12 protein-coding genes and 1 pseudogene are annotated in these 12,450 nt (G+C 55.3%); 7 read left to right on the top strand and 6 right to left on the bottom strand.

Annotated features, from left to right (window positions below; all coding sequences use genetic code 11):
- Positions 1-31 precede the first annotated feature (31 nt).
- Positions 32-1,324, bottom strand: coding sequence for an OprD family porin (locus TX23_RS04440; RefSeq protein ID WP_057701190.1), 1,293 nt, complete (start codon positions 1,322-1,324; stop codon positions 32-34).
- 247 nt (positions 1,325-1,571) lie between these two features.
- On the opposite strand from TX23_RS04440, the gene TX23_RS04435 reads away from it, so the two are divergent.
- Together TX23_RS04435 and TX23_RS04430 are read left to right on the top strand one after the other, a co-directional pair.
- Positions 1,572-2,243, top strand: a complete 672-nt coding sequence (locus TX23_RS04435; RefSeq protein WP_057701189.1) for a response regulator — start codon at positions 1,572-1,574, stop codon at positions 2,241-2,243.
- Positions 2,236-3,621, top strand: coding sequence for a sensor histidine kinase (locus TX23_RS04430; protein WP_057701188.1), 1,386 nt, complete (start codon positions 2,236-2,238; stop codon positions 3,619-3,621). The genes TX23_RS04435 and TX23_RS04430 overlap by 8 nt, the downstream gene beginning before the upstream one ends.
- Here the strand turns inward: TX23_RS04430 and TX23_RS04425 are convergent, their stop codons facing one another.
- The gene (locus TX23_RS04425) at positions 3,622-4,443 is read right to left on the bottom strand and encodes an HDOD domain-containing protein (RefSeq protein ID WP_057701187.1); all 822 of its coding nucleotides are present in this window, start codon (positions 4,441-4,443) and stop codon (positions 3,622-3,624) included.
- A gap of 35 nt (positions 4,444-4,478) precedes the next feature.
- A complete protein-coding gene (ygfZ, locus tag TX23_RS04420; protein ID WP_057701186.1) occupies positions 4,479-5,420 on the bottom strand; it encodes a CAF17-like 4Fe-4S cluster assembly/insertion protein YgfZ in 942 nt (313 codons plus the stop codon).
- 139 nt (positions 5,421-5,559) lie between these two features.
- On the opposite strand from ygfZ, the gene TX23_RS04415 reads away from it, so the two are divergent.
- Positions 5,560-5,814 (top strand): FAD assembly factor SdhE, encoded by a 255-nt coding sequence (locus TX23_RS04415; RefSeq protein WP_014717362.1) that lies wholly within the window; start codon positions 5,560-5,562, stop codon positions 5,812-5,814.
- A complete protein-coding gene (locus TX23_RS04410) occupies positions 5,798-6,244 on the top strand; it encodes a protein YgfX (RefSeq protein WP_057701185.1) in 447 nt (148 codons plus the stop codon). The genes TX23_RS04415 and TX23_RS04410 overlap by 17 nt, the downstream gene beginning before the upstream one ends.
- On the opposite strand, the pseudogene TX23_RS26855 reads toward TX23_RS04410, so the two are convergent.
- Positions 6,213-6,404 (bottom strand): annotated as a pseudogene (locus TX23_RS26855) (L-aspartate oxidase); the annotation flags it as partial. The gene TX23_RS04410 and the pseudogene TX23_RS26855 sit on opposite strands and share 32 nt — an antisense overlap.
- 43 nt (positions 6,405-6,447) lie before the next feature.
- Here TX23_RS26855 and TX23_RS04405 point away from each other — a divergent pair.
- Together TX23_RS04405 and TX23_RS04395 are read left to right on the top strand one after the other, a co-directional pair.
- Positions 6,448-7,887, top strand: coding sequence for a tyrosine-type recombinase/integrase (locus TX23_RS04405; RefSeq protein ID WP_057701184.1), 1,440 nt, complete (start codon positions 6,448-6,450; stop codon positions 7,885-7,887).
- A gap of 902 nt (positions 7,888-8,789) precedes the next feature.
- Entirely contained in the window at positions 8,790-9,167 is a 378-nt protein-coding gene (locus TX23_RS04395; RefSeq protein ID WP_057701182.1) for a hypothetical protein, read from the top strand.
- 45 nt (positions 9,168-9,212) lie between these two features.
- Here the strand turns inward: TX23_RS04395 and TX23_RS04390 are convergent, their stop codons facing one another.
- Both TX23_RS04390 and TX23_RS04385 read right to left on the bottom strand, forming a co-directional pair.
- Positions 9,213-9,638, bottom strand: coding sequence for a hypothetical protein (locus tag TX23_RS04390; RefSeq protein ID WP_057701181.1), 426 nt, complete (start codon positions 9,636-9,638; stop codon positions 9,213-9,215).
- A gap of 75 nt (positions 9,639-9,713) precedes the next feature.
- Positions 9,714-10,904: a hypothetical protein gene (locus TX23_RS04385; protein WP_057701180.1), complete on the bottom strand. Its 1,191-nt coding sequence runs from the start codon at positions 10,902-10,904 to the stop codon at positions 9,714-9,716.
- A gap of 841 nt (positions 10,905-11,745) precedes the next feature.
- Between TX23_RS04385 and TX23_RS04380 the strand changes: the two genes are divergently transcribed.
- Positions 11,746-12,255, top strand: coding sequence for a hypothetical protein (locus TX23_RS04380; protein WP_057701179.1), 510 nt, complete (start codon positions 11,746-11,748; stop codon positions 12,253-12,255).
- Positions 12,256-12,450: the final 195 nt, after the last annotated feature.

The following is a 12,450-nucleotide window of genomic DNA, read 5'->3' as shown; positions in this document are numbered from 1 at the left end:
CTGCTACCAGGACGTATTGACCAAAGCACACTTACCAAAGAGCTACGCTGTAGCTGACCAGCAAGCGCATTTCATCCGCATCACGGGCTGAATAGTTGGAGCGATAGGTCGCGTTACGCAGGCGCACGGCCACATCCTTGAATGTGCCGCTTTGCACCACGTACTTGATCTCGCTGTTGCGCTCCCACTCTTTGCCCGTTTGGCCGTTCTTGAGCTTGATGTTGTCACCCGACAGGTAACGGCTCATGAAACTCAGGCCGGGAATCCCCAGCTTGGCAAAGTCGTAGTCGTAGCGTGCCTGCCAGGAGCGTTCTTCGGCGCCGGCAAAGTCGTTGATCTGTACGAAGTTGACCAGGTACGGGTCGCTGCCATCCACATACGGAAAGGCGCTGTCGCCCGACATGTGCTGGTAGCCGGCGCTGAGCTTATGGCCATTGAGGGCATAGCTGAACAGGCCGTTGAGGGATGTGTTGTCGATAGTGCCGCCGCGGGCCGAGCCGGTGTCATCGCTGATGGCCAGGCGCAGGTCGGCGGCAAACGTGCCGGGGCCCATCGGGCGCGCAGCGACCAGGCCGAGGAAGTGCTGGCGGTATACGTCATCGAGCTGGGCGAAGTGATAGCTGCCGGTGATTTTGTCGGCGAACTTGTAGTCGACGCCACCGAAGTTGAAGTGCTTGCCGGTGGCGCCGCTGAGGAAGCGGCTGTTCTTGTTATTGAGCGCGATGTCTTCGTAATTGGTGTCGTCGCGGTCTTTGGCTTTGTCCAGGCGGCCGCCGGTGAACACCAGGTTCTTGAACTCCCTGGAGGTGATCAAGCCACCGTTGAAGGTCTGCGGCAGGATGCGACCGTCGTTGGGCTTGAGGATCGGCAATTCGGGCATCAATGCGCCGATCTTCAGCTCAGTCGCGGAGATTTTCACTTTGCCGGTCAGGCCCAGTTTGGAGTACTCGTTGGCGGCGCGGCCGTTGTCGTGGGTCGGCAGTAGCCCGGTGCCGGTGCGGTCGGGGCTGGAGTCGAGCTTGACGCCGAGCATACCCAGCGCGTCCACGCCAAAGCCGACGGTGCCGTCGGTGTAGCCCGATTGCACGTTGAGCATGAAACCCTGGGCCCATTCGTCGCGTTTGGACTGCTGCGCACTGGTGCCGTCGCGAAAGTCGCGGTTGAAGTACATGTTGCGGGTTTCAAGGGTCGCGCTACTGTCTTCGAAGAAGGCAGCCTGGCTTAGCGGCGAAAAGCCGGCAAGGGCAGCGGCGCCGGCGAGTGCGGTGTGAGTGAAACGGGAAATACGAACGGGCGGGCAAGCCTGGGGCTGTGTCGACAGCATCGTGATGGACTCCGTTATTGTTCTTATTTTTGGCGAAAACGCTTCGAGGCGTTTTTCGGGCGCTACGGGTGAGGCAGCTCGGCGTACAGAAACCACCGTAGCTGGATGCTAAAGGGCGAAGCTTTCACTAACCTTTCAATTGTCTTTCAATGTTTTCGGGCTTCACAGGGCAGGTTGCGCCTGTAAACTCGCGGGCCGGCGGGTCAATAAAACGCTGCGCCGACCACTCCTCATGAGGTAGAAATCCATGCGTGTCCTCCTGGTCGAAGACCATCTGCAACTGGCCGAAAGCGTCGCGCAAGCGCTCAAGGGCATGGGTTTGACCGTCGACGTGCTGCACGACGGCGTGGCCGCGGACCTGGCCTTGGGCAGCGAGGAATACGCGGCGGCGATCCTTGATGTGGGCCTGCCGCGCATGGATGGTTTCGAGGTGCTGGCGCGCTTGCGGGCCCGAGGAAAAAACCTGCCGGTGTTGATGCTGACGGCACGCAGTGATGTCAAAGACCGCGTGCACGGCCTCAACCTGGGTGCCGACGATTACCTCGCCAAGCCGTTCGAGCTGACGGAGCTGGAGGCGCGGGTCAAGGCGCTGTTGCGCCGCAGTGTGCTCGGTGGGGAACGTCAGCAGGCGTGCGGGGTGTTGGTATACGACGTGGACACACGACGCTTCACGGTGGGCGGTGAATTGATGACGTTGACCTCCCGTGAGCAAGCGGTACTCGAAGCCTTGATCGCCCGACCGGGCCGCGTGATGAGCAAAGAGCAACTGGCCTCTCAGGTGTTCGGCCTGGACGAGGAAGCCAGCCCCGACGCCATCGAAATCTACGTGCACCGCCTGCGCAAGAAGCTCGATGGTCAGCCCATTGCCATCGTGACGTTCCGCGGCCTGGGCTACTTGCTGGAAGCCCGCGATGCATAAGCCCAGCAGTCTGCGTTGGCGCCTGCTGTGGAACCTGGCGCTGTTGCTGGTGCTGTTGATGCTCGCCAGCGGCATGAGCGCCTATTGGAACGGGCGCGAAGCCGCCGACACCGCCTACGACCGCACGCTGCTGGCCTCGGCGCGCACCATTGCCGCAGGCTTGACCCAGGTGGACGGCACCCTCAGCGCCAATGTGCCGTATGTGGCCCTCGACACCTTCGCTTATGACAGCGCCGGTCGCATTTATTACCAGGTCAATGACATTGATCAGAAGCTGATTTCCGGTTACGAAAACCTCCCGGGCCCGCCGCCCGGAACACCCCGCACCGACGATTACCCAGCCCTGGCGCGCTTCTACAACGCCATGTACCAGGGTCAGCATGTACGTGTGGTGAGCCTGCTCAAGGCCGTTTCCGAGCCGAACATGAATGGCATGGCCGAGATTCGTGTCGCGGAGACCGACGAAGCGCGCGTCGCCATGGCCCGCAGCTTGATGGCCGACACATTGCTGCGCCTGGGGATGCTGGCCATCGGTGCGTTGCTGCTGGTGTGGTTCGCGGTGAGCGCTGCACTGCGCCCGCTCGAACGCCTGCGTACAGCGGTGGAGGAGCGCCAGCCCGATGACCTGCGGCCACTGCCTCTGGTGGAAGTTCAGGATGAGTTCGGCCCGCTGGTGCGCTCCCTCAACCACTTCACCGAGCGTCTGCGCGGCCAGTTCGAGCGCCAGGCGCAGTTTATTGCCGATGCTGCCCACGAGTTGCGCACGCCGCTGGCGGCGCTCAAGGCTCGTCTGGAGCTGGGCTTGCGTGCCCAGGAGCCGGCCACCTGGCACAGCACCCTTGAAAGCGCTGCCCAGGGCACTGACCGCCTGACCCATCTGGCCAATCAATTGTTGTCTTTGGCCCGCATCGAAAACGGTGCCCGAGCCATCGCTGAAGGCGGCGCGCAGTTGCTCGACCTCAGCCAGTTGGCGCGTGAACTGGGCATGGCCATGGCGCCGCTGGCTCACGCACGCGGAGTGGCCTTGGCACTGGAGGCTGACGAGCCGGTGTGGTTGCGTGGTGAGCCGACGCTGTTGAATGAGCTCCTGAGCAACCTGGTGGACAACGCCATGGCCCACACGCCACCCGGAGGCAATGTGATTTTACGCGTGACCGCACCGGCGGTGCTGGAGGTTGAGGATGATGGCCCAGGTATCCCGCTGGATGAGCGGGACCGGGTATTCGAGCGCTTTTATCGGCGTAGCCAACAGGGCATGGGGTCTGGCTTGGGGCTGGCGATTGTCGGGGAAATCTGCCGCGCACACCTGGCGCAGATCAGTCTGCATGACGGCGAGTTGGCCGGTTTGAAAGTGCGCGTGAGTTTTATCGCCGGTTGATCAGTAGAACATCGAACGTGCTTCGTCCAGTTCAGTGCGCATCTTCTCGCTGTAGAGATCAATCTGCAGCCTTTGCATGGCCGGCACGCTGGTAATGTCGACTTTAGCCAGCGGATGGTCGGTGTTGTGGTGGCAATAGAGCACGGCGATCTGCACCAGATCGACGTAGTCGAGCTTTGCGCAGTCGCGTTCCAGGTTGAGGTATTGGCCTGGCAGTTTCGCCAGCTTTTCCGGGAAGTCCCAGCCGCTCAGCAGTTTGTCGCCCAGTAACGGGTGAATACTCTCGATGACGTGGTTAAGGCTGACCGGATCGGAAAGCAGCTCGTAGTGATCTTCGGCATAGGTGAGGATCGGTAGCACGCCAATCTGGTGCACCAAACCGCCGAGGGCCGCCTGGTCGGCCTTGAGGTGGCTGTGCCGACGACACAAGGCATAGCTGACGCCGGCGACTTCCAGGCTGCGGCACCACACGTCACGCATTTTCTGGGCAACCACTTCGGAGCGAGCGTGAAAAATTTGCTCCATCACCAGGCCGATGGCCAGATTGCTGCTGTAGTTGGTACCGAGCCGCGTGATGGCCGTGTGCAGGTCGGTGACTTCCTGGCTGGCCCGTAACAGCGGGCTGTTGACCACTTTGATCAGGCGTGCCGACAAGGCGGTGTCGCGACTGATTACCTTGCTCAAGCGGCTGATGCTGATCTCCGGGTCTTCGGCGGCCTGGCGAATTTTCAGGGCCACCTCCGGCAGTGTCGGCAGAACCAGGTCATCGTTGTCGATGGCCGTTACCAACGCCTGTTGGATTTTTTCCGCCAGCTTGTTCATTCATGCTCTCTAGGTGCTGCAAAAAGGTACGGCGATTAACGCTGGATCTCGCGATCACGGTCCAGTTGGTAGGGCAGATCAAGCAGTTGCAGGCCGGGGCCTTCCAGGCTGCCTGTACGCACGTCGCCACTCTCGGCAGCTTCGGCTTGCAGCACCGCGAGAAGTTCAATCGACTGGTCGGCTTTTGCCGCGATCACCACCTCGCCAACCGCGCTGTTATGGCCAGGGGAAAACAGCGGCGTGCCGGGCTCGGGTAACTGCGTGGCTTCAAGGCTCAGTCGATACAGGCGCCGCTTGAGTTTGCCCAGGTATTGCATACGCGCGACGATTTCCTGGCCGGTGTAGCAGCCTTTCTTGAAACTCACGCCGCCCACGGCTTGCAGGTTGAGCATCTGTGGGATGAACAGCTCGCGGGTCTGCGCCATCACCTGGCCGATACCGGCACGGATCTGGCCAAGCAACCACGCATTCAACTCAGCCTGTGGCAATTGTGCGGCCAGTTGGCTGCGCACGGCATCGGCTTGTTCGGCGGGGACCCAGAGCTCGGCACGGCCGGGGGACACGCGAATGGCGATCAAGGTGTCGGTGCGCGCCACGCTGTCGGTTTCGGCGGGCAGCGCCAGGCCGAAGGCGGCCAGGCACTGATCTGCATCCGCCAGACCGAAGCGTGCCCAGGCGGCGCTTTCGTCGGTGAGTTTGGATTTGGAGAACACAGCGTATTTCTTCAGGTCCGCCAACTGCGGTTCAAGCAGCTGCGTGGCCATGGCCAGGAGTACGCCGTCACCTTGCAGCAGGATACGGAAGCTGGACTGCATCCGGCCTTTTTGCGTGCAGCGCGCGCCCAGGCTGGCCTGGGTATCACTCAGGTAATTGAGGTTGCAGGTCAGTTGGCCTTGCAGGAATTTGGCAGCATCAGAACCGCGGACGGCAAGAACGCCTTCGTGGGACAGGGTGCAGAAAAAAGCAGAGTCAGCCATGGGTCATCGCAGGTTAAAAAGTCATGGGTGCATCATAGAGGGGCGTCCGGCAAATGCATAGTTTCGTCGCGGGCGACCAAAGCCGACTGTTCCGGTGTCGCCGGGCCTGTATACTTGCGCTCTATTTGAGGAGGGCTCCATGGTCGAAGATGTAGAAATCAATCGCCTCTACTGGCACAGCCGTCGTGGCATGCTGGAGCTGGATGTATTGCTGGTGCCTTTCACCAAAGAGGTGTACGCGACGCTCAATCAGGTGGACCGCGACCTCTACGTCAGGCTGCTGACCTGTGAAGATCAGGACATGTTCGGCTGGTTCATGGAGCGCGCCGAATCTGAAGATCCAGAGCTGCAGCGCATGGTCCGGATGATTCTGGATCGTGTCCAGCCCAAGTAATCGCTTTGAATGCCGCTGGCAGGCCTCGCGGCTGTTGCTGGCGGCGTATCTGCTTGCCCTGCTGTTCGCGCTGGGCAGCCTGTTGATCGTGAGCCTGCCTTATTCAAGCCTCGGCATCCTGTTATGCCTGGCCCACTGTGCGTGGGTGCTACCGCGCCATGTTCTGCTCACTCACCGCTCGTCGATTCGTGGCCTGCGCCGCGATGATGATGGCTGGCAGTTATGGAACGCCGCCCGCGGCTGGCACGCCGTGCAGCTTCGGCCCGACAGCCTGGCGTTGCCGTTGGTCGTGGTGTTGCGTTATCGCGTGCAGGGTGAGCGACGAGTACGCACGGTCTGTGTGCCCTGGGATGCGCAGGCCGCCGATGTGCACCGGCGCCTGCGGGTACGCCTGAAGTTCAGCCGCCGTAGGTGGTTGGCACCAGGATAGTGTCGCGGGCTTCGGGCAACATCTGCGGGTAATCGAGGGTGTAATGCAGGCCCCGGCTTTCCTTGCGCTCCATGGCTGAACGGATCATCAACTCGGCCACTTGTGCCAGGTTGCGCAACTCGATCAGGTCACGGCTGACCTTATAGTTGCTGTAGAACTCAACCCGATGAGGCTAAACCCAATGGATACAGGGGTTTCAGCCGATGACCGTCATCCACCGCTCCCGAAGTGGGACAAACCTGTTACAAACTGCGCTCGCCAAGCCGTACCACTATCGCCGGTCTGGTCGCTATTACCTTCGCCTTCGCCCTCAAGGAACCGTTAAGGGCTTCTTCACGCTGTCACTCAGGACTACCGACAAGGCCATCGCAATGACCATCTCGCAAGACATCCTCACGACCCTTAAGGCTTACCAATTAGACAACCATGAGGCGTCTTGGGACGAACTCCGTGAGCGCCTTATAGACATCGCAGAGTACAACTTGACGATGGCGCACGGTGACAGCTCTTTGGTCGCTTACGAGATGATCAACGATGAGCATCATTTGGCATTGCGTATGGCCTCCGCAAAGCTGCCCCTCAGCGTTAACCAGCAACGGGCAGTGAGTAAGGCACTTGAGATCATTGAGGCCTCACAGGAACGCATGCGTGGACGGTCAGGGAAACTGGTCGAGATCGTTAAGGACCTCAATGATGAGTCTTGTGGCGTGCCTTTGGCTCTCTCCCTGCCTATATCTGTAAATGCTTCCCCAAGTCTGACCTTCAAGGACCTCTCTGGGCTCTACATGGCGGAACGCAAAGACAGCATTCAGGACAGCACCATGCGGGACGTGAAGTCATCGTGTGAGGCTATCGGCTTGATCCTTGGCGACTTGGATATGAAGACCCACACACGGGAGGACATGAAGAATCTGAGGGACAAGCTCCTTCAGGACCGTAAGCCTTCAACGGTTAAGAAGCTGCTGACCCGGCTATCGACTGTCATGGATTGGGCTGTGAATAACGGATACCTCGACAAGAGTTTTGATAAGGGCCTGAAGCCAACGAAAGGCGCTGACAGCTCCCGTGAGGCGTTCTCTCAAGATCAGGTAAAGGCCCTGATGGCTCACGCTAAGTCGCTTCCGGTGGACGCTTGGCAGCGCTGGGCATTATCCCTTGGGGTGATCACTGGGACCCGTATCGAAGAACTCAGGCAGTTGACCAAGGCTGACGTTAAACAGGTCGGCAGCGTGTGGGTCATCGACATCAACAGGAACGATGGCAAGACAGCCAAGACCAAGAATGCTCTCCGTGTTGTGCCGCTTACTGATGGTGCCTACGGCTTCGATCTTCAGGCGTTCCTTGAGTTCGTCAGAAAGGCAGACTCCCGGCTGTTCACACTGGGAGCCGGTCAGTTCTCGAACGTGCTCAATGGGGCCCTTAGGGAGGTCCTGACGTTGAACGCTGATCGGACCCAGACCTTCCACTCGTTACGTCACTCGCTGGCCGGTGCCTTGAAGGCCGCTGAGGTGCCTGTGGGAACCGCTGAGTCCATCTTGGGGCACGCTTCGGGGTCTATCAGTTATGACTTATACGGGGCGGGGAGCGCAGTTGAGGTGGGACGAATGGCCGAGGCTCTGGTTAAAGCACTCGACTGGTACTAAAATAGTGGCACTGTTTAGTGGGCTTCAAGGAAGTGACCAGGTGTTAACGACGATATTTATTGTGATCCTCTGCTTCATCTTATGGAACGTCCTTAAAGGTATTCTTAGAGGGACCATAAATCGCTCAGTTAGTTATGCTGTGTCACGTGGCATCCCCTATGATTTTGCTAAAGCAATGATGACTAATAGGCGCGTAGTGAAAGAGGCTCGAACTCATCTGGTAGGTTATAGCCCAGATATGCGAGCAGAGCCTATCTATGTGCAATACGGTGTCTCCATAATGTATTTGTATGAAGTTTCTCAACAAGGAAAGTAGGATGTTTGAGTTTATAGGGATCGTAGTGGTCCTGATATTTGGATGGGCAGCATTGAAAGTTATTGTCAGCCGAATTTTCCCCGAGTACGGGCTGAGACGGGCTGAGCGGCGTTATATGAAGGAGCCGAGTTCAGAAAATGAACGTCTGATGTGGGATGCTCGCCATAGACTCAATCGGCGTAAACGCGGTTAGTGCAATGTGAAGGTATCATGGGTTTTGGTGCTGTTAAAAAACTATCACGGCTGTATTTTGTGACTGGTTTGGCTGCTTTGGTCACAGTGAGGGCGCGATTAAAAAACCACAATAACCAAAGCGACACCACCGAAACGTGGCGACCTCTGTGAATAATGCCGTAAGGTCACCTCCAAGGTGGCCCTCTGCGGGCAAGGCGTATACGGACAGTGGCTCATACCCAGACCGATACGACCACCAAGCGCAGCTCTAACGGGATACTGACGTGGGGCGAATCTTACGGACTGAGCAGTTCTGTTAGTGGGTAACTGAGCCGAGCTTGGAGCATGCTTCGCGGTCGATCAGTTATCAAACGTACAGGCTAAAAGAAATATACAATTAGGTCTTAATGGAATGAGAAATCTCGAACTTTATGGCGTTGAAAAGGTTGCTCAGGAGCTTAGGAGTCGTGAGCTACATATACTTTCGATAGCTTCAAATGGTGAAAAGGCCGCAAGAACTATGGCTTGGAAAATGTTTTGCGAAGATGAGCTGAAAATAGACGACAACAATAATAATTTATCAAGGCTGGCGCAAATCCAATATTTTCGTGCTGTTGATTTGCTTCCTCAATATGGCCTGTCAATGGACGTTGATGAGCGTAAGTTTAGAGATTTTTTTCTTGATGAGCTTTGGGTGATAAATAAAAGTGTTACCAAGAAGGGGGTTCAGTTAGTGTTTTATTTGTTTGTGGCTTTAGGTCTGTTTGGGCTCTACAAGATATTTTTCTGATATTTGCGACCAAGACCCTGTATGTGTCGAGGTCGCAAAATTTCTTTAGTTGTCGTGAAAAACTTTAAGTAGGGTGACAGGTGAGTTGATAGTTTTGTTCATAAAATCAAAATAATCTCTTCCGCCTGCCGCTTGTCCTTTGTCGAATCCCTCTACACCTTGCAGGTGAATTGAGGCCCGCGTGTATTCAGTTGTGGAGCTTATGTCTTTTCTTAGTAAGGCTTCATGCCCATACAGCATGCAAATGAAAAACTCCTCGTCGTCTCTTAACGGTGTTTTTGAATATTGCAATGATGCATCAAAGAATCCTATAAAATAGCCTCTTACAAAATCACTGCTGAGTTTAGCTTTGTAGCTCGGTGTGGATCTGCAGAGTATGAGGTTTAATTCAATGATAGTGGCCGTCCGCGAAAGTGTCTCCCTGGCTTGCTCATTTGGGGGTGTGGGTTTTTTCTTAAAGAAACCAAACATTTGAATTGTCCCGTGTTTCGGTATTTAGTTTTGACTCTTTTCTACGAGGGTTTCCCTGTGGTGTCCTGTCCAGAGTCATTCGGGATTGGCTTGTGCTGTTCTCTCATCATCTTGGATTCTTATTTCAAAAGTATTTGATAGGTGGGTGTATTGATGGATTTGGTCGAGAATTAAAAAGCCTATTAGTGACGCTTTTCTTGTGAATGAGGAGGTTGGGTTTTTGCCATGGCTGACAGTGTTTCTGCTGATGAAGTCAGTTACTTCCTCAACGTTAAAATCTTTAAAATAGTGTTTGTTGAGATATTCTCCGAATCTGTCGGGGAGTAGTCGCGTGACCGTATGAGTGTGCTTCGTTACATTGGTAGATATATGAGAAGAAAGCACACTCTGTTGTCTCCCCTGTTTTTTAGGGTTTGCTCGGATAAAATCCTCCCGGAGGAGCGCTTCAATCCTTGGGTAGAGTATGTGTATCGAAGCGTCGTAATCGTTGTTTAGGTGATATTTAAATGATTTTTCAATGAGGTCGTAATGTGGTTTTATTTTCTCGTTGCTGCTTATTTTTGATAGCCACTCAGTACTGTCGTCACATAGTTTTTTGTCAATGCTTTGCTCTATCTCCTGGGTGTCCCAGTCGAGCTTTAAGTAATTCAATAGGTTCAGTTGTTGTTCATAATCAAGATAAGAGAATGGGAACCAGCCGGAAGCAATAATCTTGCTCCACTCGTCGTCATTCAGGTCAAAAATCTCTGGGAAAACTGAAGCCGAGAACCCTGTAGCTATAAGGCGGCCTACGTCGTAGTCTATAGGTGCATAGTTTTCATTTTCTAATAAAGGGCCGAAATCCCAGAATAGGATTCTCTCCCATCCATTGTTCAGTATCACAACGTAGCCGCAATCTTCAGGGAAGTCGATACCTTCTAATGTCATTTTGTCAAAGTGGTGGAAGTCGCTTTTTCTTAAGGCGTCACCCGCTTTAACGCTTCTGGTTACGAGTGCTTCAGCATATACTTCAAAGTCATTTAAGTGCAGTTCTGCTTCAAGATTGCCGTGAATTATGGCAACGAAGCGCTTAACCGTTGAGGCTTGAAAGTCGGTATAGGCCATTTCTAACATCTGGTTAGGGAAAGCCTCAACCTTACGAATGAAATCTCTGCCGCTTGAAGATAAGGAAACTCCTCGGTACTGGATATGGACGGGCTCTCCAGCTCTCGCTGCGTTCGTGCAGTAACCTGCAGGCTTTTCTTTTAGCTGAATCACTTTCTTCATCGTTCAATCCTTGAATGGCAAATACCTAATTTCCCATACAGAAGACTTTGCCAGAAATTATCACTTAATGCCAATAAGGCGAAGGTCCTGCGATGAGGTGGTAAAGGGGCTGACAACGACCGATGGGCTGAGTAAATCCTTGCAGGGGCACGAGGCTGGAACACGGCGGAACCAAGTGACTCTCTGTGAAGGCACTATTGAATTACTTGAGCTTTTGATGTGTTCTCCATCTATAGCAGCGTGGCACAAATTGGAGCCCTAAGGTCGCCATACAACCACTGATGAGGTCCAGCCAAAGTGGCTGAGGGCTTTTGTCTTTTAAGCAGGTCGGAATAACCCCACTAAAACGGGAAGGCGCGAACACTTTCCTATCTTGTCCGCTACGCGCTACCCGCAGAAACCCTCACTAAGGCTACGAATTGACACCTCGGATTAGAATCCCTCACCCATTGAGAGATAGGCACCTATGGGCTGTGCTCGCCTTCAAGAGCACGCCGAGGAAATCACCACAGCCTTAGTTGAGCGGAATAAGTGCAAGGCCGAGGAGAGGACTTCCGCCCAGGCATCAAAGGTTGAGCGCTGGGGTTGTGCCGCAAAGTAACCGGCTGCCTGTGTGGGCCACGCTCTGATACTTCGCAACAGATACCCTCACAAGAACACTGACAATACAGTTTCCACCCAACGTCTCCCGCTGCGATCCCCTCAATGGGGGGGCAAGGTGGGTTCGTTTAGACACTTCGGATTAAAACCCCTCACCCACAAGAGGACATCACCAATCACCCTACGCCACGGGAGGCTCAACGCTGCCCGTCGATAAGGCGAGCTATAGGAGACCACCACCATGATCCACCACACACCTGTTCTACTCCACACCCTGGCCGATGCCTTCGACCGGGCGGACTATCTGACAGGGCTGCGCCTTGTCCCTGCGAAACCCAAGCGAGGAACCGTGCCGACAATCATTGAGAACCCTTTCTGTGGTCATCTGGATTTTCAGGACCGGTATGACCGATGGTCTGAAGACATCCTTTCTGGAGTCGCAAAGCTGGACCACGGCGGAACCAAGCAGCTCCCCGTTAAAACCCTCTATGAATTGCTTGAGTCCCTTGACGTGTTCTCTACAGAGACCATTGGGGCACACCTGGGCCTGTCCTCCCGGATGGCTCGCCGCTATCTCAACGCCCTTGAGGTGGCCTTGCAACCGCTTATGAGGTCCCGGCCTAAGTGGCTGAGGGCTGCTATGGGAGACTTTGAAGGTCACCAGCGCGAGACGGTCCCGGCCATTCAATCGACACCTGACCAGATGGCACAGCTACGCCTGGACCTGGGAGCTGATGCGTTCGCCATTTAATGCGGACACAAGATAAAGAAACCTAATGACCGACCTCTAAGAGGCAATCACTCAATGCGGACACAAGACTAAAGACCCTCTAAGAGACCCTTTGTGATGGGATTATTTGCTGATAAGCAATCCCACCTCAGAGAGACCTTTGAGCCTGGGTCTACCGACCACAGATTGACCAGCATCACCGAGCAACCTTTAAGG

The sequence above is a fragment of the Pseudomonas paralactis genome, from assembly GCF_001439735.1.
In the GTDB taxonomy this organism is placed as follows: domain Bacteria; phylum Pseudomonadota; class Gammaproteobacteria; order Pseudomonadales; family Pseudomonadaceae; genus Aquipseudomonas; species Aquipseudomonas paralactis.
This window is presented reverse-complemented; position numbering and strand designations above follow the sequence as displayed.